Raw genomic sequence first — 21,125 nt, 5'->3', positions numbered from 1 at the left:
CCGCGCAAACCACGGCACTCACTGGCAGTGCTGCAACAGCTTCTCCAGTTCCGCCGCGGCGACGGCGGCAGGTGCCTTGCTCTTGATCAGGTCATAGCAGGCCATGGTCGATATGCCGCTCGCCAGCCGTTGCGCAGCCACGCCGGTCGAGAACATCTTGCCCAACCCGATCGACGCCGAGCCCTTGCCATTGACGGTACTCGTGCCATCGAAGCTGCCAAAGACGGAATAGGAGTCGCCCAGATTGCTGCGCGCGATCTTCGCATTGGCGGACTTGAGAATGGCTTCCTGCAACTCCGACGCTTTTTGCTTGCTGGCGTACTCGGACGCCACGGCGGCGGCGTTCTGCCGCAGGTCGTTCTCGCTCTGAGCGAAGCCCGCGAGAATCGCCTGATCTTCGGCAGTGGGCGCGAGCGCGTCCATGGCGCTCTTCGCGGCGATCACGTCCGCCTCTTCGACCGTGCCCGGGCTCGCCGCCGCTGCCTGCAGCGACGCCCATTTCAGCTTCGCTTGATCGTATGCGCTTTGCCGCTTGGCGGCTGCGCTGTAGCTGTCGCGCAGTTGCTTGAGCTTGCTATCGGCCTCGATCATCGCCTGCTTCGCCAGCGTCTCCTCCGACAGCGCCCTCGCATAGTCAGTCGATGCCTTCTTGGCCGCTTCGATCCGTGCATCTTCGCTGGTCCCGTCGGCGTCCGAATCGCCCTCTCTGGCGACGCCGGAGATCACCAGCAGCTCGTAGCCCTGTTTGCTGCAGTCGGCACCGGCAACGCCGTCGTTGCACTTTCTCGCCACCGCCACCGGCACATAGGCCGCATCCACCTGCTTGTAGCCCAGGTTCATCGAAATGCCTGGGTTTTCGGTGGATGCCGTGGAAACATCGACACCGAAGCTCGTCTTCGACGCGTAGACCAACGGCGCCTGCTCCAAATGCGCGCAGCCGCCCAACAGCAGAACAGAGAAACAAGCCAGAGACGTTTTCATCGTGACACCTCCTGTGATGCGATGCAGACCTGAGACACATCGCCACCGCCGGCCTGCAGGATCGCAAGCAGGCGGCGGACCTCGGCTTCGGTATTGGACATCAGCACGATGCGGCACGCGTCCGCATCCGGGGGAACATAGATCGCGGTTTCGGCGTGCCAGCCCAGCGTCCACGCGCGCGGGGTCTGCGAAATTCCCAGCCCGCGCGAACGGATCGCCACAGGGGCCAATCCCGTCGTGGCGACGCGTGCGCCGAACAGGCCACGCACGACCACGTCCTCGCGCGCGGTGGAGACCGTCACCACCGCGCACGCACTGCAGTTGGCTGCGACGCACGCCAGCAGCACCAGCACTCTGGCGCGAATACGAGATGCAGACATGCCGGCCCCCGCAGCACTCCCCGATGTCGATCTTCGTCAGACGGGCAAGCCCGGTCAATCGTGACGAGTATCACATCGTAGACATTTCGCATGCGTCGCGCGTGGCGCGACTGCGCCGGCCGCATTCACGGCGAAGAATGAAACCGCAGACGCCGCCGCTACGTTGCCGCCGCAGGCGGCGGCGACAGCTGCGCACTGGCCTGCTGCAGACGCTGCAAGGTCCGCAGCATCAGCGGCCGATGCCGCGCCAGCTTCATCCACGCCGGCAACCGCGCCACCATCGAGCGCCCGAACAGGCCGCGGCGTTCGCGCAGCGTCGCCGCCACATAGTCCTGCAACTCCTGCAGATGGCGCGGGTTGTAGGCCCACAGCAGGCCGGCGCGGGTCGGCGCGACCAGCGCCAGCGGCATGCCGAAATGCGGATCGTGGGGCGAGCCGTCGCGCACGCGCCGCGGCTGCACCGCCACCGCACAGTCCTTGCGACACGACGCGCAGCGCCCGGGCAAGGTCTTCGGCGGCGGTACAGCGGCGGCCGACGCTGCACAGACATGCACCCACTGATGCCCGCAGTGGCCGCAGGCCCGGCGGCCGACCAACTGCACCATTCCCACCCAGTCGTCCGCCGCGCTGTCCAACGCAGCGCTGCACTGCCCGCAACGGAAGCGCGCCTGCCAGCGATACGGCTCCCACTGCGCAAGTACCCAGCCCGGCGCGCCGCAGCGATGGCAGCGCACCGCCACCTGGTCGGCATACGCGGCCAAGGGCGTTCCGTCGTTGCGATGCCGACGCGGCGCATCAGGCGACGCCGTGTCGGCGCGCGACACCGACTCACGCATACAGCACGCCCGGCCGCGCCTCCTCGACGATGGCGTGCGGCAGGAACCGCGCGCTGTCGCTTGTGATCGGACCATCGTCCTCGCGAATGCCGATGCCGCAGGCGCGGTCGCCGACGATCCAGCTGCCGACCATCGGGTAGCGGCCCTCGAACGCCGGCAGCGGATGCGCTTGCTGGCGGATGTAGGGCCCGGCATAGGGGCCGTCGCTCTCCAGCACGCGGCCATCGTCCAGGTGCAGCACGATGTTGGCGCCCTCGCGCGAATGCAGCGGCTTGCGTACCCAACCCGGCGGCAAGGCGCTGCCGTCGTCGAACGCGGCCGGCAGCAGGTTGGGATGGCCGCGATGGCGCTCCCACAGCAGCGGCAGGATGCCCTTGTTGCTGAGCAGCGCCTTCCACGGCGGCTCCAGCAGGCGCAGGCCCGAGCCCGGCAGCGCCTGGCCGAAACGCTCGGCGAACATGTCCTCCAGCGGATACAGCTTGAACAGCGCGCCGATCACCGTGTCGTCCAGATCGGTGTAGCGGCCGTCGCTGGACAGGCCGATGTCCTCGATCGCGATCAGCTCGCCGCCGACGCCGGCCTGCGCGGCGCAGTCGCGCAGGTAGGCGATCGTGCCCTGGTCCTCTTCCGAATCGCGCACCGCGGCGAAGTACAGCGGCGGCGGCAACCCGCCGGCGAGCGCGGCGAAGCGCTCCAGCAGGGCTTCGTGGATGGAGTTGAACTGGTCGGCCTCGTCCGGCAATCGGCCCTGCGCGCGCTGGTCCTCCAGCCACTGCCACTGGAAGAACGCCGACTCGAACAGCGAGGTCGGCGTGTCGTAGTTGAGTTCGTAGAGCTTGGCCGGGCCGCGGCCGTCGTAGGCCAGGTCCAGGCGCCCGTACAGATGCAGCTCGCGGCGCCGCCAGCTGTCGGCGATCCAGTCGCGGAACGCCGGCGGGATCGCCAGCCGCTGCATCAGCGCCTCGCTGGCGACGATCTCGTCGAGCAGGCCCATCGCCATCGCGTGCAGTTCGGCACTGGGGTCTTCCAGATCGCGCTCGATCTGGCGCAGGTTGAACGCGTAGTAGGCGCGTTCGTCCCAGTAGCGCTGGCCGTCGATGGTGTGGAAGCGGAAACCGTACTCCGCGGCCTGGGCGCGCCAGTCGCCGCGCTCGACGATCGCGATGCGTTTCATGCGGGGTCTCGTGCGATGAGGGAAAAAGCCGGACTCAGCTGCCGAAGCCGCGCCCACCGGCGGATTCGCCGAAACCGCCGCGGCTGACGGTGACCGCACGATTCGGCGTGGCGCCGATGTGGGTCATGGTCTGGTTGCCGCGTAGCATCGTGCCGCTGGCGGCCGCCGCACCGGCACCGCCGGAATAGGACGCCGGCCGCTGCCACTGGTTCTGCCGGTCCTGGTAGGCGGGGGCCGCATTGAAACCGGCAGCGCGGTTGTTGTTGAGCATCTGCGACAGGAAGAAGCCGGTCATCATCGGCCCGATGAAGGAATGGCCGTGGCTGTCGCGCTGCTCCACGCAGCGATCCTGTGAATAGTCCTGCGCGCACTGCTCGCGGCTGGCGTACTTGGGCCCCTGCTCGGCCGCCTGCTTCTGCGCCTGCGCGAAGGCCTCGCGGCAGGTGGCGATGTCGTGGGTCTGCGCCACGCAGGCGTCCACCGAGGTGTACAGGCCTTCCTGGGCCTTGGCTTCCGGCTCGCGCCCGCAGGCGGTGAACAGCAGCGGCGCGGCGCTCATCAGCAACAAGGCGGTCGTCTTCGACCTTTTCATGGCAACGTCTTCCTGAGTCCAGCCACGATGATGCCCGGTTCCGCCGGCCGCGGAAACCCGCAGCCGGCGGTTGGGCATCACTGCGGACGCACGCGCGACGCGTCAGCTCTTCGGCGGCGGCGGCACGTAGCTGGACAGGCGCGCGTCGAAGTACGGCTGCACCGCAGCGATATTGGACTTGACCTGGATGTCCATGCCGACGTCGCGGCTCATGCCCAACACGTCGTTGTCGGGCCAACCGGGCCCGAAGCACCACTGCGTACTGGGGATGTTGTTGGCCTGCAGGTGCGCGAGCATGCGCTTGGTCGCCAACTCCGCGCTGGCGTTGCCCGCCGGGTAGCCGTGCTCGCCGAGAAAGCCGCGCTTGCCTCGGTGTCCCAGCCAGTCGATGAATGGCTTGACCATCTCGATGCCGGTGTCCGGCGCGACGGTTTCATTGGGATTGGCCCAGGCGCCGCCGCCGCGACCCTCGTTGTCCAGGTAGTTGTGCGCCTCGTAGACGATGCGGTCGTACGGGTCGGGGATCGTGTCCAGGTTGTTGGACACCTGGTCCCACAGGCGCGCACTGGCGTACTGATTGCCGCAGACGAACACGTAATGCGATCGGTCGAAATCGAAGATGCGCGCTGCGGTGGCGGTGGCGGTCCGCAGCCAGTGATCGGCCATCACCAGCGTGCTGCCGTCGGCGTTGCGCTCCGGTCCCTGGTAGGGCTCGTTCATCAGGCCCCAGCCGAAGATCGCCGGATGCGAGCGGAAGCGCTGCACGATGCGACTCCACAGATCCGGCAGGCCGGCGGCGTTGTACAGCGTGCAGCCCGGCGTGCCGATCACGCGATATTCGTAGAGCTTGAGCAGATTGTCGGCAGGATCGAAGTAGGCCAGGTACAGGAAATTGCCTTTGCGGTAGGTGCCGTTCCACACCGATTGGTCGGCCGGATCGGCGACCGCGCGGCCGTCCGGCCCGATCAACTGCCCGGCGCGATCGCGCCGGTAACCGGACTTGCTCGCGACCTTGATCGGCAAGCGCATGTAGTCGTGCAACTCCAGGATCGCCACCTTGCCGCGCTGCGCGAGCCGGTTCAGCACTTTCTCGACTTGGTCGCAATACGTGGCGTTGAGCGGCATCCCCTGGCCGGTACTGAAGCGTGCGGCGGTGGTGGGCAGGCGGAACAGCGGGCAGGCGCCGGCGGCGACGATATGCTGGTCGCTGATGTCGCGGTAGTTCCGGTCGATGACGGCGTTGTCGACGAAGTTGTTGGACGCCAATCCGGACAGATTGAGGCCGGCGAACGGCAGCGTGCCGGCGGCGCGGGCCTGGCCGCCAAGGCCCCACAGCGCTGCGCCGGCGGCGATGCCGACACCGGCGCGCAGCACGCTGCGGCGGCCCGGATCGGCTGGGGTGGACACAAGGGAAGGGGCGGGGGAGGAAACAGCGGGATACGACGAACGCACATGCCGAAGCATGGACACCTCCTGTGGTCATGATGGGCGAGCCGGGCCTACGCCCCCTGACGCACCGGCCACCGCAGTCTGCCAAGCGTGTTTGGGCAGGTCTGCGAACCGCTCCGCACTCCTGACCGGCGCGCGGCGGCGCCAGCCTGCGTGCTAACGTGGTCGGCCCACCGGTGGGCGTCCAGGACGGTTGCAGCAGCAACGATCCGATCGCGCCACCATCGCCAGCCTCCCCGCCCGCTCGTTCGCTGCTCCCATGCCCGACTATCGCTCCAAGACCTCGACCCACGGCCGCAACATGGCCGGCGCCCGCGCACTGTGGCGCGCCACCGGCATGCAGGACGCCGACTTCCACAAGCCGATCATCGCCATCGCCAACTCCTTCACCCAGTTCGTGCCCGGCCACGTGCACCTGAAGGATCTCGGGCAACTGGTCGCGCGCGAGATCGAGCGCGTCGGCGGCGTGGCCAAGGAGTTCGACACCATCGCCGTGGACGACGGCATCGCCATGGGCCACGACGGCATGCTGTACTCGCTGCCCAGCCGCGAGATCATCGCCGACTCGGTCGAGTACATGGTCAACGCGCACTGCGCCGATGCGCTGGTGTGCATCTCCAACTGCGACAAGATCACCCCCGGCATGCTGATGGCCGCGCTGCGCCTCAACATCCCCACCGTGTTCGTCTCCGGCGGGCCGATGGAAGCCGGCAAGACCAAGCTCGCCGACCACAACCTGGACCTGATCGACGCGATGGTGATCGCCGCCGATCCCACCGCCTCCGACGAGAAGGTCGCCGCGTTCGAGCGCAGCGCCTGCCCCACCTGCGGCTCCTGCTCGGGCATGTTCACCGCCAACTCGATGAACTGCCTGACCGAAGCGCTGGGCCTGGCCCTGCCCGGCAACGGCACCGTGGTCGCCACCCACGCCGACCGCGAGCAACTGTTCCTCAAGGCCGGCCGCACCGCGGTGGAACTGTGCCACCGCTGGTACGGCGCCGAAGACCCGCGCGCGCTGCCGCGCGGCATCGCCACCTTCCAGGCGTTCGAGAACGCGATGACCCTGGACATCGCGATGGGCGGCTCCACCAACACCATCCTGCACCTGCTCGCCGCCGCGCAGGAAGCCGAGGTGCCGTTCACCCTGCGCGACATCGACCGCCTGTCCAAGCGCGTGCCGCAGCTGTGCAAGGTGGCGCCGAACACGCAGAAGTACCACATCGAGGACGTGCACCGCGCCGGCGGCATCGTCGCCATCCTCGGCGAACTGGCGCGCGGCGGCCTGCTGCACACCGACCAGGCCACCGTGCACAGCCGCACCCTGGCCGACGCCATCGCGCAGTGGGACATCACCCAGAGCGACGACCCCGCGGTGCAGACCTTCTACCAGGCCGGGCCGGCCGGCATCCCCACCCAGGTCGCCTTCAGCCAGGCCACGCGTTGGCCCAGCCTGGACGCCGACCGCGCCAGCGGCTGCATCCGCGACGTCGCCCACGCCTACTCGCAGGAAGGCGGCCTGGCGGTGCTGTACGGCAACATCGCCGAGGACGGCTGCGTGGTGAAGACCGCCGGCGTGGACGAATCCATCCATGTGTTCGAGGGCAACGCCAAGGTGTTCGAAAGCCAGGACGCCGCGGTCAAGGGCATCCTCGCCGATGACGTGAAGGCTGGCGACGTCGTGGTGATCCGCTACGAAGGCCCCAAGGGCGGCCCCGGCATGCAGGAGATGCTGTACCCGACCTCGTACCTGAAGTCCAAGGGCCTGGGCAAGCAATGCGCCCTGCTCACCGACGGCCGCTTCTCCGGCGGCACCTCCGGCCTGTCGATCGGCCACGCCTCGCCGGAAGCGGCGGCGGGCGGCGCTATCGGCCTGGTCCGCGACGGCGACCGCATCCGCATCGATATTCCCCAGCGCCGCATCGACCTGCTGGTCTCCGACGCGGAACTGGCCACGCGCCGCGCCGACCAGGACGCGCGCGGCTGGAAGCCGGCGGAACCGCGCCCGCGCAAGGTCAGTACGGCGCTGAAGGCGTACGCGCTGCTGGCGACTAGTGCGGACAAGGGGGCGGTGCGGGACAAGGCGATGTTGGAGGGGTGAAGCGTTGCCATGAAGGCCGTGGGTTGCCGCGGTCTTCATGGCGTCCAGGTACTGCACTGTGGGAGGGACTTCAGTCCCGACGCGGGATCACAAACGCCGCTGCTGTATTATTTTCTGACGCCTTTGACGCTCGCCGCCGCCCCTAGACCATCCAGCGGACTGCGCATCGCTGGACTTCCTCGGACAGCTGGTCGGCCGACCCGACCACTGCGTGGATCCACCGACCGATGTGCGGCCGGGAACAGGTATTGCCAGCCCGGTTCAACCTCCGCATTGGGGTATTTGCGCACCAGCGCCTGCGGCAGGTACACACTCCCTGCCCCTTCGGCCAGATCCGCCGCGTGCAGCAGCAGTGCACTATCGCGTTGCCGCAGCAGCGGCTCGCCCAGGCGCATTGGCAATGGCACACGCCGATCCTTGCCGCCCTTGCCGTCAAGCACCACGATCTTGCCGCGCCCCAGCTCCACATCCTTGATCCGCAATCGCAGGCATTCCAGCAGCCGCATGCCGCTGCCATAGAGCAGCCCGGCCATCAGCCAGCAAGGTCCCTCCAGCGCGACCAGCAAACGCGTGACCTCCTCGACCGAGAGCACCACCGGAATCCGCCGCGGTCGCTTGGCGCGGACCAGATTCTCCATCCATGGCAGTTCCACGCCGAGAAAATCACGATAGAGGAACAACAGCGCCGCCAGCGCCTGACTCTGTGTCCCGGCCGAGACCTGTCCCTGAGTCGCCAGACTGGTCAGGAACGCTTCGACTTGGGCCTGCCCATACGCGATGGATGCTGTTTGCCGTTGGCCAGGATGAAGCGCCGTATCCAGCCAACATACGCTTGCTCGGTGCGCAGGCTGTATTACCGAAGCCGCAACCGGCCACGCACCGGCTCCAACACGTTGGCGGTGGATGCGCCGTTACGCCTTCATCGTCATGGGTGTAACTCATACGCCTGCTCGAACGTCGGATAACGTAGCCAGCATTGGCGCACGGAGCCGCGGCCACCATCAGGCAAGTCATTGATGCAGGGTGGGAATTTCCCCCTTTGCAGACGTCTGGCGTTGGTGGATACTTGGGGCATTACCGCTTTTGGGCGGTCCAATAGTAGTTAGGCCCTCAAGAACTACAGGACTTTGTATGACTATCCCAGATCACGTCAAGGATCGCATTCGCCTCAAAGCACAGTCGGATTGGCCCGACGACTTTGAAATGCAGCGACATACCATTGGCAAGCAGGTTGAGGCCTTCCAAGAGCTTGAAGTATTCAAAGAAAAGTTCGCATCCGACGAATTCATTGGTGCCATCTTCAACTTTGCCTCATCTAGCTGGCCGGATGACTACGAGATGGAGCTTCACACATTCAAAAAGCAGCTCGATGCCGGCATTGCTTTTTTCAACCATGAAGCCGTCGATGTGCCCAAGGGTACCTTTGAGCAGATAAAGCTCAAAGCCTTCTCAGAATGGCCAGATGATCATGAAATGAAGTTGCATACCTTGGAGAAGCAATTAAATGCTTGGCGCGCACTACAAAACTTTTGACCGCCTCCAATCATGCCTTCGCTCACCAGCCTAACTATTTGGTCAAGCCGACGCCCACAAGCTTCGCTTGCGGGTGCCCTCCGTGCTTCGCACTCCGGCGCGGCTTACCGCGAGCGTTAGAGGCCAAGACATGGAATATCGCAGAGCCCTGCTAGACAAGCTCGAGAGCCTCGACAGGATTGACAACGAGCACTTTCCCATCGTTTCTCTCGACGACTACTTCATCGGTAACCCACAAGAAGACTCGATCGCCCCAAACCAATGGGGATATGGCCGCCCTTCTATTCGTGACATCTATGCAAGGCTCAAAGAGATCGAAGCCCGTCCTGATGTTCAGGGCGTGTTTGTTGGGCTTCATCAGGATTGGGGCGAGTCGTTGGAGCACAGCGATCTTTGGCCCGCCGCAGAGAACATCCACATTTTCTCTTCCGCGCCACAAGACATTGCAGACCAGTGGATTGAAGGCTTAGAGTCTGACGGGATTGGGCCAGGCTGGCCATATGGAAAGCATGCAGCCGCACCCGAGCCGCCTCCCGGCTATCAGGTGTATACAATCTATTGGGACTGAGGGCTTGCCCTCTAACAATTCGTTCAAGCCGACGCCGCTTCGCGGCGCGGCTTAACTCAGGTGTTAGACCCCAATGATCGAGCGCATGACACACGAGGAGTATGTGCTCTCAGCTCGCCGGAAAGCGGTTGAGATCGCTACAGGCGTCCTCGCTGGAGAGATGCCTGTCTTGGAGGGCTGCCATTCCCTCGCCGCGCTTCGTTGCGAGGTCGAGGTGGACGTCCGTGACCCAGATTTCATGACCTTTGCAATGATCTCGTCAGAGGTTGATGCGCTACCCATTGGAGCTGCTCGGGCACGCTGGGCTCCGGAGGCATTGGCAAAGCTGGAGCCGGACATACAATCGGCAATCGCATGGGCAACACCGCAAGCACTTCCGGCCTGCCAGTCCATAGTGCAGCGGTTTGGGGCCTAACAGTCCATTCAAGCCGACGCCGCTTCGCGGCGCGGCTTAATTCAGGCGTTAGCTGCTAAGGAGAGTTTATCGTGGCCTTGAACTATGAAAATCTCGACTCTCGCACCCGGGAGAACATGTCATCAGAGATCGCGCACGATGTCGCTAGCGGGGTCTTATACATCAGTAGCCGCCTTACCGCAGAAGGGGCCAAAGCATGGCCTGCCCTTCTCGCCCAAGCCGCAGACTCTCATGACGACTCATGGCTTGCGGCTCAGTTGCAAGCTAGGGGTTATCTCAGGTCGCACGAGGAGCGCCGAACACCAAAAGGCGGCGTGACCGTCGCAAAAGTTCCCGTAACCGCGAACACCACGCTCGCAGAAGGTGAGTTCAATCGCTTCTACGCTCGGGGGTTGTGTCAGCGCGCCATCGCTGACGGGCAGCGATCCGTCGTCGCCTATCGAGCCAGGCACTCAGAAAACCCTCGTCCCGAGTCCGAGGCAATCATTGGAAAGCACTTTGAGCCCGATGCCTTGCTGCAGGACCTTCGGACATCGTCCGGCGTGGAGCCGGCGCTTGGCCTGCCGCCTGGACCCAATTCGGGGCTGTCGGTCAGGCTCCCGTGAACGCAGCTAACAACTCGTTCAAGCCGACGCCGCTTTGCGGCGCGGCTTAACTCAGGTGTTAGCCCGCAGGAAAAAATGACCGCATCTCCACCATCAGAAGAGCAGATACATCTCGCGGCCTCGCTAGGCATCGATGTTGTTCTTGACACGTTTGACGTGGCTGCAGCCCGATTGCTGGACCGTGTGGCAGCCGCAATCGGGCACGAACCCGCTGAGCCATCCAGCGATCGTCAACGCGCTTTCGCATCATCGCTTGGGCAAGACGTTTCCACCGATTCAAAGCGTGTCGCTAGCGCCAAGATTGGTGAGGCTCTTTTCGCCAAGAACCAAGATGCAATTGTTGCGCTCAACCTGAAGCCTGGAGATCGCGTTATTCGCCTCACTCGATTCGAGCATGATGGAGATTTACGCTCTTTCGAGCAGGAGTTTGTAATTTCCTCCATCCAGCCCAATGGTCGTGTCTTCTTCAAGGGTGGCAATGGTCAAGGTGCTTGGCCTACCCAGCTACACAAGCCTGCGGGCTAACAATTCATTCAAGCCGAACCCGCTTCGCGGGTCGGCTTAATTGACGCATTAGGTCTCACATGCGGCCAGGTACACACTTCGCCATCGAACTTGAAATCGCCGGCACGGCTTCCGCAAATTCCAGCCGACGCTTCCACAGCGAAGCGGATGCTCTTGCGTTTGCAAACAGCAGTCTTCAGCACGATGTAGAGCTGTTCGTCGCATGCTTGGGCAACCAGGTAGATTTTGGAAATTTCATCATTAGCGCGGGTGCGGACAACAACTTCGATGTGCGCGTCCACGACCACAGAGGTTTTCTCGCGCACGGCGTCACCAGGGAGCATGCGCTTCAGGCGCTCGCCTACTGGCTGCCATCGCAAGATCGGCTGCCCAGTCTTGCATGGAGCGAAGAATGAAACCTAACTGGGCGCTGCAGCGGACGGCTCCGGTGCGCAGCCCTTACGTTTCCCGCCATCGGATCGCTCGCCGCTTCGTCGGCCATTTTCATTGCTCCGCTGCGCTCATTGCCTTCGGGCTCGGTCACATCCAGCGGTCAGCGCCTCGGGCAAGCCCCAAGACCGCAATCTGTGGCATGCTCGTCACTCGGCGGCAGTGCTGGGGAGCGCTGACCATGCTCTACCACCGCCTCGCGCCGCCGCTTCACCATTCGTTCAAGCCGGCGTCGCTTAGCAACGCGGCTCAACTGAAGCAATTAGCACACAGAACAGCGAGAAGGGGGCTCGATGGAGATGACGATTGGAGACGCGCAGTGGGACATGCGTCGCGGCTACTTGAGCGGAAGTACCGGGATCGTGGCATCGGCGACGGCGTGGGCAGTCGCCACTGCGTTTGCGGCATTCGTCACACCAGAGCGTGCTATCTGGTCGCTGCTTATTGGCGGCATGCTGATCTATCCGGTCAGCGTGCTGCTGTGCAAGCTTCTTGGAGCCTCTGGCGCACACGGTGAAGGCAATCCGCTCGGTCAACTTGCGGGAGCGAGCACGTTCTGGCTCATCTTCAGCTTGCCGCTCGCGTACGGGCTGGGCCTCCGTCAGCCGACTTGGTTCTTCCTGGGCATGCTGCTCGTCATCGGGGGCCGCTATCTGGTGTTTGCATCTGTGTATGGCATGCGACTCTACTGGGCGTTGGGTCTGGCGCTAGCCGCGAGCGCAATTGTCTTGGCGTTATGTCGCGCGCCCGCCGTCTTCGTGGTTGCCGCTGGCGCGCTCATCGAGTTAGCGTTTGGCACCACAGCTTTCACGCAGCATCGAAAGTGGATGCGCGCCAACAATTCGTTCAAGCCGACGCCGCTTCGCACCGCGGCTTGACTGAGGCGTTAGGACTCACGAGTAACGACCCGACTCCCAAGGTGTTGTTCCGTGTCCCAGATGATGAGGGCGGGTCCACGGTTGATACGCTTTGGTCCGTTCCGCTCAGTGATGACCGATACACGTTGGACGACTCGCTCTTCTATGCTGACGGCGTCTCTTGGCAGGGCACGGTCTTTCCCCCGTCGACCTGCAAGAGGCCCGCACACGCAGCGAAAGCCGAGTGACAAGACGCCATGCAAGCGCCCCCCCATGCGTAGTCCGGTTCCATCCATGCATCCTTGCTGATCGACAGGACATCCCATGATTGCAGGCAAGAGCAAACTCGATCGCAAAAAGCACCTGGCGTCGATCGTCGCCGGTCATCTCGTGTCTCTCGGCTACACCGCTTCGGTTGTGGAAGGGAGGGTCAATTCGGCTGGTCACAGGGATCAGGTGCTCGTCGATAGCGCGATCGGACTGGTGCATGTCACCGCATCGAGTAACACCGAGCCGAACGGCAGCATCCTGTGTTCGGATATCGAAGACGGGGATCAGTCGTTCCTCGCCGACAAGGAAGTCGTGGCTTTTGGCTGGAACACCGGCGATGGGCGGACGACGGTCATGCTCGTGCCTGCCGAGGCGGTGCGCGGCAACAAATCGATGACCAAGGATCAGATCAGGTCGGCTAGCATTCGCGCGTACACCCTGATGCTGGGGCCACATGCATGAGCCTCGATGCAGGCACGACCGGCCCGAGCCGGCTTGGTTCACGGCTCAGGCACCATTTTCCACCCAAGAAGGCAGGCCGCCCGATGAAATCGCTCCGTCGCTGTACGCTTCTTGCACTCGCATTGCTGGTCTTCTGTTTTTCTGCCACGGCGGGCAATTCCCAAGATACGGTACTGACCTACCCCGCCGATGCCGCTGTGCCGATCTCGTTCACCTTGTTGACGCGCCAGGAAAAGGTGGGGCGTGACAACGCGATTTACGACAACTACCGCCCACAGGTGCGATTCTCCGGTGAGAGTAAGGACGTCATGTGTGCGGTGCGCATTTCCAAAGCGCAGGAGAAGATCGAACCCGGCGAGACCGCTGCGGTGTCTCTGAGCTGCATCGATCAGTTCCACGTTTTGGAAAAAGACAGGTCGTTCATCGCCTATGAGGGCGGGCGCAAGGTCGGCGAGGGCACCCTGCGTTGATGGCGCTGGCAACGTCAGGCGGCACGGCGCGCCAACGCAGAGCCGGCATCGGACCGGCGTAGCGCGTCGTTTGCGCGATGCGGAGTGTCCCCACCCTTTCAGCACGCGACGCACTTCTCGCTCGTTGATCGCGCGCCCCGTACAGCCGGCCATGCACTGGAAATCGATCTTTGCCTATGCCGCCCTGCTGTTTGTTCTCCGGTGCGGCGTTGGCTTTTTCAGCGGCTTATTCGAGATAGGCGGCTTGGTGAATGCCTGGACACATCTCTCTTTCCTGCTCTGCGCCGCACTCTTCGCACACCTCGCGTTGCGCGTGGCGCAACACCGCCTCGCGCACGCCTGCCTCATCCTGGTCATCTACGCCGCCTTCGCGGATGTTCTCGTGGCGCTATTGCCACCAGACATGACGGACGAACCAGCCATGTTTGTCGCTCTGGAATGGCTGCAGCTGCTCGCCTCCACAGGCCTCGGCTTGCTCGTCGGCTGGGTTTTTCGGCGCGCGGCCGATCAACGCCGGCTGCTGTAGTCGCGTGCAGCACGCGACTACAGCAGCCAATGTCGCCCTAAGGTTGGCTGACGCTCATGGTCAAGATCATCAGATTCGTTGGAAAAGGAACGGCGCTGCTCCTCCTGGCAACGCTTGTCGCATTGGTCGCTTACGATGCGCTCGCTGTCCGCCCACATCTGGCCCGAATCCGCGATCTGCTCGCCCACGCCAATCCAGAAGACGCCACTCCTCCCGAAGCGATTCGCAGGCTGATCGATGCGAATGTGGGATCGCCCTCCCCGCATGCGGCTCGCCTGGTGACGTCCCTCGTCTACACGGATTTGGCGCAAGGTCAGTCGCACGTGCGCAACGCGCTTTGGAGCATGCTGCTACCGATGCACTTCGACGAGTCGCACATCTACGGCCTCTACTGCAGTCTTGCCTACAACGGCACAGATCATGGATTGAGCAGCTTTGCCAATCGGGAATTCGGCAAACCGCTTAGCCAGCTTTCACCACTGCAGGCAGCGACCACCGTTGCGGTCACCCATGCTCCTACAATCTACTTGAAAGATCGCGACAAGCTGGGCAGGCGCGCTCGGACGCTATTGGCAAGGTCCCGGCCTCCGCATTAGACCTCCATGCTGCAACAGGCGACGCCGCCGTTTCGTCCACACCGACTCTCCTCTGACATGACCCGGCACAACGGGATTGGCACAACATGAAGAAGACAATCGCAAGCATTGCCATGACAGCGACCTTGACGAGCCTGCCGCTCGCAGCACCAGCGTCTGAGCCAGTGCCATCCATCAGCCAAGCGACACTGCAGGAGTCCGAGAGCGAATACCAGCACAGCCCGCTGTGCGGCAAGGACGAGCTCACCCTGTGGACGTGCCAGACGCGCAAGCGAGAGTTTTCGCTATGCTCGTCGAAGGCGGTCAACCGGACCTCGGGCTACCTGCAGTACCGAGCGTCGGAGAGCGGCAAGCTGGTGCTGCAGTACCCCGCACAGCAGAAGCCGCCGACGGGTCTTTTCACTTACAACACGTTTCCCAACGGCAACGCATCGATCGAGTTCAGCAACGGCGGCTACCGGTACAGCCTGTTCGACCCGCTCAGATCCGCTTCGTCCATCTCCGTCTCCGGACCTGGAGCATCGGACAAGACCACGCAGATCGCCTGCGGCCCGAACCAGACCCTCCAGCTCAACTACACGATGCGGTTGATGTACGACGCCGGCGTGTGGGTCGATCCCTGAGTGCGCCGAAACAGGCCGCGGCGTCGGCGTCCCGCTCCTCCCGACCGGCCGCCGACCGAGTGCGGTGGCGGTAGCGGTCGATGCAATTTGCGCTTGCTACACTCGGCGCGGCGGCGCTGCTCCCGAGAGCGACCAGGTCGACCGCCATGCCAAAGCCGCCACACCTTACGTTTTTTCCGCAACCTCTTTCTCCCTCATCGACTATCGGTGCCATCATGAAACAAGCCATCGCGCTTCTCCTGCTTGCCTTCGCCTCCTCGTCCGCTTTCGCGGCGGGTAGATCTTGCGAGGAGTTGAAGGCCGAGCTCACCGCGAAACTCGATGCCCACGGCGTCAAGGACTACACGCTGAACATCGTCGACAACGGCGACGTCAAGGATCGGAAGGTCATCGGCAGTTGTGCGGCGGGAAGCAAGAAGATCGTGTACAGCAAGAACAAGCCGTCGACGTAAGCAACAGGAGCTGTTACGTCATGCATGCAACGTGGACGCGAGGCATTGTCCTCGCACGTCGAAGGAGCGTTTCATGCAGGTAGTAGATCACGCGCCTCATGCCTGGTTTCTCCTGCGCGACGGCGACACGCTGCTGCTCGACGTCAACTGCAGCCATGGCCCCGTCGGTTATGCGTGGACCATGGCGCTGACAGCCCAGGAAGTTGCGCAGTACCGCGCGCTCGGGCGCGATTTCATCGCGCAGCTCGCCGAGCGCGTGCAGTCGACCGCGCCGGGGGTGCTGGGCAATCGGTCGCCGTATCTGGTTCGCAAAGCGGATGCCGAGACCCGCCAGCGGGTCACCGTGGCGATCAAGGCCTGGATCAAGGACAACTGATTGTCCGCCGCGGGCCGTACTTCTCCGCTATTTACGCCGCAGCATTGTTTTCTACCAGCGACAGAGACAATGACAGAAGACCCGAAAGCCCAAGGTCGCAAAGCGCTCCGCAGATCAGCGCAGTCCAAGCAGTGCGCGCCCGCGGAAGCCACCCTTCCGCTCCCCAGAGAGACGCTCTGGGCCTTGTTCGATTACTTGAACGACGCGCTCGCCGATGGCTGCGATCACTCCTTGCGACTCACCACGCAGTTCCTCGCGTCCCAGGATGTCGCTCCGGAGTCGGTCATCCCCTGGCTCGGTGCGCACGGAGGCTTCTGCGATTGCGAGGTACTGTTCAATGTCGAGGAGCGCTGGGGCAAGCCGTGACCGGACATCGACCTGATGCATGACCTTCCGCATCACTTCCTGGCCGATCTGCTGCTGCATCCTGCGCAACCAGGAAGCAAGGCGACTGCGCTCGTCTCCGGCCAGTGGTGCGCCATTCTCTGCATCGACCAGCAGCAGTGGTCGGCCCGCCTCACCTTCACCGGCAGCCCGGCGCCTGGGGTCACGTTCCGCGCAGGGGTACAGTTGCTGATGCCTGACGCACTTGCCCACTTCCCGGCGGGCGCCGATTTCACGCTCTGGGCGAACGGCAGCGAAGGGACAGGCCACGTGGTCTCGAGGGCGGCCTGACAGGCACACGATACCCGCATGCACGTCGACATCACCCACCACGTGGACGCCAGCGAGCCGGACGACGAAGACGGCTATTACTACGCCTACACCCTCTATCGCTTCAGCGACGGCCGCGATCGGCTGCTGGCGCGCAGCTACGACGACGATGCGGATCAGGCGCATTTCCTGAACATCGAAGTGGACGGGCACGTGCGCTTGATGATCGACGCGGACCTGCGGCATCCGCTGCTACTGGCCGCCGCGGCGTACCTGGCCGAGGCCGGCAAGCGTAGACTGCGCTGGCTGAGCGGCCGCGGCGACGGTTACGAGCCCCTGCCCGGCCAGCCCACCATCGGACCAGCGGAGGCTCCATGAAGCGCGTCACCGGGATTGGCGGCATCTTCTTCAAGGCACAGGATCCGGCCGCGCTGCAGGCCTGGTACCAGCGGCATCTCGGCATCGACGTGCAGGCCTGGGGCGGCACCGCCTTCGCCTGGAACGACGGCAGCGGCGCGCCGGTCACCGGCTCCACCGTCTGGTCGATCGGCGCGGCGGCGCAGGAGCCGCACTTCTCGCCCGGCACGGCACCCTTCATGATCAATTACCGGGTGCACGATCTGCACGCGCTGGTCGCGGCACTGCGCGAGGAAGGCTGCCACGTGCTGGACCGCATCGACGAGTCCGAATACGGCGCCTTCGCCTGGGTCATCGACCCGGAAGGCAACAAGGTGGAGCTCTGGCAGCCGCCCGCCGGGCAGTAGTGCCCGCTCCGGCCGGTCGACTGGCCGGCCGGTAGCACGGGACGCCCGACCGGTCAGCGTCGAACCAGCCGCGCCGACATCGCCGGTGCACGCCGACCGGTGGATTGGCGCCGCCGACCGGCGGCACACGATCTTCGCTCGCCCTGCACTGCGCTATCACTACTGTCCGCGCTCATTGTCCTGATCGGGATCCGCGCCACCGATGAATGCCTCCCTCCCGAGTTCCCCCTCGCCCCTGCGTCCCTTCGCGGCGCGGGTCCTGGTCGTCATGGCGCTGGGCGCGCTGGCGCTGCTGGCCTGGCAGTTGTCGGAGCTGCTGCTGATCGTGTTCGGTGCGGTGGTGGTGGGCGTGCTGCTGCACGGGCTGGCCACGCTGTTGCGCAAATGGTTGCCGCTACCGGAGTGGGCGGCGCTGGCGCTGGTGATCCTGGTGCTGGTCCTGGCGCTGTCGGCGATCGTGCTGCTGTTCGGTGCCGAGGTCGCCGCGCAGATCGACACCTTCCGCGCCACCTTGCCGGCGGCCTGGAACAAGTTCCACGCCTGGCTGCAGTCCGGTCCGCTGGGGCCGCAGATCGAGCGCATCCCCGACCAGTTGCGCGACGGCGCCTCGACCCTGGCCACGCACGCCGGCGCCATCGTGCTGTCGGCCGGCGGCGGCGTCACCGACGCGGTGCTGATGATGGTGGGCGGGCTGTACCTGGCCGCGCAGCCGCGGCTGTATCGCCAGGGCCTGCTGCACCTGCTGCCGCGCGACCGCCGCGGCGTCGCCGACGAAGCGCTGACCGCCAGCGGCCAGGCGCTGCGCGCGTGGCTGACCGGCCAGTTGCTGGCGATGGCGGTGATCGGCACCCTGACCGGCATCGGCCTGTGGCTGCTGGGCGTGCCGGTGGCGCTGGGCATCGGCCTGTTGACCGCGCTGCTGGACTTCATCCCGATCGTTGGCCCGATCGTGGCCGCGGTCCCGGCGATCCTGCTGGGCTTCACGGTCAGCCCGCAGGTGGCGCTGGGCGCGCTGCTGCTGTTCGTGGTGCTGCAGCAACTCGAAGGCCACGTGCTGCAGCCGCTGATCCAGGCGCGTGCGGTGGACCTGCCGCCGGCGCTGCTGCTGTTCTCGCTGTTCGGTATCGGCGTGCTGTTCGGGCCGATGGGCGTGGTGCTGGCGGCGCCGCTCACCGTGGTGCTCTACGTGCTGGTCAAGCGCCTGTACGTACAACACGCGCTGGGCGACGCCGAAGGCGCGGACGGCGCCGGAAAGCCCACCGCCTGATCTGCGGTGCGATCCACCCCGATCCCGCACGCCACGATGCCCACCGATCCGCAGGACCTGCAACGCGACCTGGCCGAGACCTTGCACTGTGCCGCCGCGTACAACGACAAGGGCTATGCCTGGCTGGGACACGATGCCCAGCAGATCGCCGACATGCAGCACCGGTTCCAGACCCAACTGACGGAACTGGCCGCGCGCCTGGGCGAGGCGCGGCTCGGCCCGACGCTGAGCGCCGCCATCGCCAGCGGCGCGGCCGCGCGCGACGGCTCGGGCGACTATGTGGTGCTGTGCGAGCAGGTATTTGGCAGTCCGCGGGTACGCCGCTGAAGGCGGCCTCGGGCACCGCCTGACGCAGCTTCATCCAGCCTCACGGGAGCGCGGCCTGCGATACGGTCGCTGAACGCCGGCCCGGCACCGGGACCGGCTGGCTTTGACTTGTCATTCACGCGGCCCACACTGGCGGGTGCCTTTCCCTCGCCCGATGACACCGTGAAGAAGCCGCCCCAGGATCCCGCGTCCACCACGCCTGCCAACACCGACACCACCCCCGAAAACCCGCAACGCCGGCGCCTGCTCGGCGGCCTGGCGCTGGCCGGCAGCGCCCTGGCGCTCGGCGGCCCCGCCGAGGCCCACGCCGAGAGCGCCAAACGCGCACCGGCGCGTGCGCTGTCGCCGACGGAACTGGATCGGCAACTGCGGCAGAAGATCGAGCACGTGGTGGTGATCTACGCCGAGAACCGCAGCTTCAACAATCTGTTCCCCGAGTTCCCCGGGCTGCAGCAGCCGCTGTCCAAGGTGACGCCGGCGCAGGCGCGGCAGGTGGACCGCGACGGCAGCGTGCTCGACATCCTGCCGCCGATCTGGGGCGGACTGGCGCCGGACGAACAGGTGGTGGCGCATCGCCGCTACAAGATCGGCGAGGACGCGATCGGGCCGCTGCCCAATGCGCCGTTCGCGCTGCGCACGCCCGATGGCCAGCTGCTGCCGCACGGCATCGTGACCCGCGACCTGGTGCACCGCTTCTACGAGAACCAGATGCAGATCAACGGCGGCCGCAACGACGGCTTCGCCGCGTGGAGCGACGCCGGCGGCCTGGTGATGGGCCACTACGCCGATGCGCCGGCCACGCTGCGGCTGTGGAGCCTGGCGCGCGACTACACGCTGTGCGACAACTTTTTCATGGGCGCGTTCGGCGGCTCGTTCCTCAACCATCAGTACCTGATCGCCGCGCAGGCGCCGTACTACCCCAAGGCCGACACCAGCCCGGGGCGGACGCAGATCAGCGTGCTGGCCAGCGACCGGCCCGACGAGATCCGCCTGGCGGTGCAGGACGATTCGCCGGGCACCGCGCTCAACGGCCGGCCGCGCTTCGTGCGCAACGGCGCGCTGACCCCGGATTTCTGGGCGATCAATACCCTGAGCCCGCCGTTCCAGCCCAGCACCAGCCAGGACCCGACGCGCCCGGACTACGCCGACCCCAACAGCCCCAACACGCTGCCGCCGCAGACCCACCGCCACATCGGCGACGCGCTCGACGCCAAGGGCGTGGACTGGGCCTGGTACGCCGGCGGCTGGGCGCTGGCGGTGCAGGGCAAGGGCGACACCGGCGACACCAGCGAGTTCCCGGGCAGTCCCAACTTCCAGATCCACCACCAGCCGTTCAACTACTTCGCCAACCTCGCCCCGGGCACGCCGGCGCGGGCGCGACGGCTGCGCGACGGCGGCCTGGGCGACACCGCCCCGGAGAACCGCTTCCTCGCCGACGTGCAGGCCGGCACGTTGCCGCCGGTGACGTTCTACAAGCCGCAGGGCAACCTCAACATGCACGCCGGCTATTCCGACGTGGCCGCCGGCGATCGCCACATCGCGATGGTGGTGGAGGCGCTGCGCAACAGCCCGCTGTGGGACAAGACCGTCGTGTTCATCACCTTCGACGAGAACGGCGGCTGGTGGGACCACGTGGCGCCGCCCAAGGCCGACCGCTGGGGCCCGGGCTCGCGCATCCCGGCGCTGGTGGTGTCGCCGCACGCCAGGCGCGGCCACGTCGACCACAGCGTCTACGACACCGGCTCGATCCTGCGCTTCATCACCCGCCGCTTCGGCCTGGAGCCGTTGCCGGGCCTGGTCGAGCGCGAACGTGCGATGCACGCGGCCAGCGGCGTGGTGCCGGGCGACCTCACCGCCGCGCTGGACCTGGGCTAGGCCGGCGCGGGTTGCGCAGGG

26 protein-coding genes and 1 pseudogene are annotated in these 21,125 nt (G+C 65.3%); 19 read left to right on the top strand and 8 right to left on the bottom strand.

Annotation, left to right across the window (positions count from 1 at the left end; genetic code table 11):
- Nucleotides 1-18: 18 nt before the first annotated feature.
- From RAB70_RS05275 to RAB70_RS05250, 6 genes are all read right to left on the bottom strand, one after another.
- The gene (locus tag RAB70_RS05275; RefSeq protein WP_225851498.1) at nt 19-981 is read right to left on the bottom strand and encodes a hypothetical protein; all 963 of its coding nucleotides are present in this window, start codon (nt 979-981) and stop codon (nt 19-21) included.
- Entirely contained in the window at nt 978-1,361 is a 384-nt protein-coding gene (locus RAB70_RS05270) for a hypothetical protein (RefSeq protein WP_225851499.1), read from the bottom strand. The genes RAB70_RS05275 and RAB70_RS05270 overlap by 4 nt, the downstream gene beginning before the upstream one ends.
- Before the next feature lie 158 nt (nt 1,362-1,519).
- The gene (locus RAB70_RS05265) at nt 1,520-2,122 is read right to left on the bottom strand and encodes a hypothetical protein (RefSeq protein WP_148827489.1); all 603 of its coding nucleotides are present in this window, start codon (nt 2,120-2,122) and stop codon (nt 1,520-1,522) included.
- A 67-nt stretch (nt 2,123-2,189) separates the two neighbouring features.
- Nucleotides 2,190-3,371: a glutathionylspermidine synthase family protein gene (locus RAB70_RS05260; protein ID WP_148827491.1), complete on the bottom strand. Its 1,182-nt coding sequence runs from the start codon at nt 3,369-3,371 to the stop codon at nt 2,190-2,192.
- A gap of 34 nt (nt 3,372-3,405) precedes the next feature.
- Nucleotides 3,406-3,963, bottom strand: coding sequence for a DUF1190 domain-containing protein (locus tag RAB70_RS05255; RefSeq protein ID WP_170268090.1), 558 nt, complete (start codon nt 3,961-3,963; stop codon nt 3,406-3,408).
- A 102-nt stretch (nt 3,964-4,065) separates the two neighbouring features.
- The gene (locus RAB70_RS05250; RefSeq protein WP_408068859.1) at nt 4,066-5,370 is read right to left on the bottom strand and encodes a glycoside hydrolase family 5 protein; all 1,305 of its coding nucleotides are present in this window, start codon (nt 5,368-5,370) and stop codon (nt 4,066-4,068) included.
- Nucleotides 5,371-5,671: 301 nt separating this feature from the next.
- Between RAB70_RS05250 and ilvD the strand changes: the two genes are divergently transcribed.
- Complete coding sequence (gene ilvD / locus RAB70_RS05245) at nt 5,672-7,510, top strand: dihydroxy-acid dehydratase (protein WP_148827493.1); 1,839 nt, start codon at nt 5,672-5,674, stop codon at nt 7,508-7,510.
- A 191-nt stretch (nt 7,511-7,701) separates the two neighbouring features.
- Here ilvD and RAB70_RS05240 read toward each other — a convergent pair.
- A pseudogene (locus RAB70_RS05240) lies at nt 7,702-8,452 on the bottom strand (integron integrase); the annotation flags it as partial.
- A 189-nt stretch (nt 8,453-8,641) separates the two neighbouring features.
- Between RAB70_RS05240 and RAB70_RS05235 the strand changes: the two are divergent.
- The 3 genes from RAB70_RS05235 (at nt 8,642) to RAB70_RS05225 (ending at nt 11,156) form a co-directional block, all read left to right on the top strand.
- Nucleotides 8,642-9,043: a hypothetical protein gene (locus tag RAB70_RS05235; protein ID WP_148827495.1), complete on the top strand. Its 402-nt coding sequence runs from the start codon at nt 8,642-8,644 to the stop codon at nt 9,041-9,043.
- A gap of 130 nt (nt 9,044-9,173) precedes the next feature.
- Entirely contained in the window at nt 9,174-9,611 is a 438-nt protein-coding gene (locus RAB70_RS05230; protein ID WP_081613247.1) for a hypothetical protein, read from the top strand.
- 1,095 nt (nt 9,612-10,706) lie between these two features.
- Complete coding sequence (locus RAB70_RS05225; RefSeq protein WP_148827499.1) at nt 10,707-11,156, top strand: hypothetical protein; 450 nt, start codon at nt 10,707-10,709, stop codon at nt 11,154-11,156.
- 8 nt (nt 11,157-11,164) lie between these two features.
- Here RAB70_RS05225 and RAB70_RS05220 read toward each other — a convergent pair whose 3' ends face one another.
- A complete protein-coding gene (locus tag RAB70_RS05220; RefSeq protein WP_148827500.1) occupies nt 11,165-11,461 on the bottom strand; it encodes a hypothetical protein in 297 nt (98 codons plus the stop codon).
- A 417-nt stretch (nt 11,462-11,878) separates the two neighbouring features.
- Here RAB70_RS05220 and RAB70_RS05215 point away from each other — a divergent pair, with 417 nt between their 5' ends.
- The 15 genes from RAB70_RS05215 (at nt 11,879) to acpA (ending at nt 21,104) form a co-directional block, all read left to right on the top strand.
- The gene (locus RAB70_RS05215) at nt 11,879-12,463 is read left to right on the top strand and encodes a DUF7010 family protein (RefSeq protein ID WP_148827501.1); all 585 of its coding nucleotides are present in this window, start codon (nt 11,879-11,881) and stop codon (nt 12,461-12,463) included.
- Nucleotides 12,464-12,766: 303 nt separating this feature from the next.
- Nucleotides 12,767-13,174 carry a hypothetical protein gene (locus RAB70_RS05210; RefSeq protein WP_148827502.1) on the top strand — a complete coding sequence of 136 codons (408 nt, stop codon included), beginning with the start codon at nt 12,767-12,769 and terminating at the stop codon, nt 13,172-13,174.
- Entirely contained in the window at nt 13,171-13,644 is a 474-nt protein-coding gene (locus RAB70_RS05205; protein ID WP_148827503.1) for a hypothetical protein, read from the top strand. Before RAB70_RS05210 ends, RAB70_RS05205 begins: the two co-directional genes overlap by 4 nt.
- A gap of 151 nt (nt 13,645-13,795) precedes the next feature.
- On the top strand, nt 13,796-14,170 hold the full coding sequence (locus tag RAB70_RS05200; protein ID WP_148827504.1) for a hypothetical protein: 375 nt from the start codon (nt 13,796-13,798) through the stop codon (nt 14,168-14,170).
- 56 nt (nt 14,171-14,226) lie between these two features.
- Nucleotides 14,227-14,766, top strand: a complete 540-nt coding sequence (locus RAB70_RS05195; RefSeq protein WP_148827505.1) for a transglycosylase domain-containing protein — start codon at nt 14,227-14,229, stop codon at nt 14,764-14,766.
- 86 nt (nt 14,767-14,852) lie between these two features.
- Nucleotides 14,853-15,389 (top strand): hypothetical protein, encoded by a 537-nt coding sequence (locus RAB70_RS05190; RefSeq protein ID WP_225851500.1) that lies wholly within the window; start codon nt 14,853-14,855, stop codon nt 15,387-15,389.
- A 215-nt stretch (nt 15,390-15,604) separates the two neighbouring features.
- Nucleotides 15,605-15,841, top strand: coding sequence for a DUF1161 domain-containing protein (locus tag RAB70_RS05185; protein WP_148827506.1), 237 nt, complete (start codon nt 15,605-15,607; stop codon nt 15,839-15,841).
- Between the two features lie 73 nt (nt 15,842-15,914).
- On the top strand, nt 15,915-16,217 hold the full coding sequence (locus tag RAB70_RS05180; RefSeq protein ID WP_148827507.1) for a hypothetical protein: 303 nt from the start codon (nt 15,915-15,917) through the stop codon (nt 16,215-16,217).
- Nucleotides 16,218-16,400: 183 nt separating this feature from the next.
- Nucleotides 16,401-16,583: a DUF2695 domain-containing protein gene (locus RAB70_RS05175; protein ID WP_026143384.1), complete on the top strand. Its 183-nt coding sequence runs from the start codon at nt 16,401-16,403 to the stop codon at nt 16,581-16,583.
- 15 nt (nt 16,584-16,598) lie between these two features.
- The gene (locus RAB70_RS05170) at nt 16,599-16,892 is read left to right on the top strand and encodes a hypothetical protein (protein ID WP_148827508.1); all 294 of its coding nucleotides are present in this window, start codon (nt 16,599-16,601) and stop codon (nt 16,890-16,892) included.
- Between the two features lie 18 nt (nt 16,893-16,910).
- Nucleotides 16,911-17,249 carry a hypothetical protein gene (locus RAB70_RS05165; RefSeq protein WP_148827509.1) on the top strand — a complete coding sequence of 113 codons (339 nt, stop codon included), beginning with the start codon at nt 16,911-16,913 and terminating at the stop codon, nt 17,247-17,249.
- The gene (locus tag RAB70_RS05160; protein ID WP_017907682.1) at nt 17,246-17,635 is read left to right on the top strand and encodes a VOC family protein; all 390 of its coding nucleotides are present in this window, start codon (nt 17,246-17,248) and stop codon (nt 17,633-17,635) included. The genes RAB70_RS05165 and RAB70_RS05160 overlap by 4 nt, the downstream gene beginning before the upstream one ends.
- 268 nt (nt 17,636-17,903) lie before the next feature.
- The gene (locus tag RAB70_RS05155; protein ID WP_148827543.1) at nt 17,904-18,902 is read left to right on the top strand and encodes an AI-2E family transporter; all 999 of its coding nucleotides are present in this window, start codon (nt 17,904-17,906) and stop codon (nt 18,900-18,902) included.
- 36 nt (nt 18,903-18,938) lie between these two features.
- On the top strand, nt 18,939-19,229 hold the full coding sequence (locus RAB70_RS05150) for a hypothetical protein (RefSeq protein ID WP_148827510.1): 291 nt from the start codon (nt 18,939-18,941) through the stop codon (nt 19,227-19,229).
- Between the two features lie 162 nt (nt 19,230-19,391).
- A complete protein-coding gene (gene acpA, locus RAB70_RS05145; RefSeq protein ID WP_148827511.1) occupies nt 19,392-21,104 on the top strand; it encodes an acid phosphatase in 1,713 nt (570 codons plus the stop codon).
- The last annotated feature ends 21 nt before the right edge of the window (nt 21,105-21,125 follow it).

It is taken from the genome of Xanthomonas sontii, assembly GCF_040529055.1.
In the GTDB taxonomy this organism is placed as follows: domain Bacteria; phylum Pseudomonadota; class Gammaproteobacteria; order Xanthomonadales; family Xanthomonadaceae; genus Xanthomonas_A; species Xanthomonas_A sontii.
The sequence above is the reverse complement of the archived record's forward strand: the minus strand, read 5'-3'. Positions and strand labels throughout refer to the sequence as shown.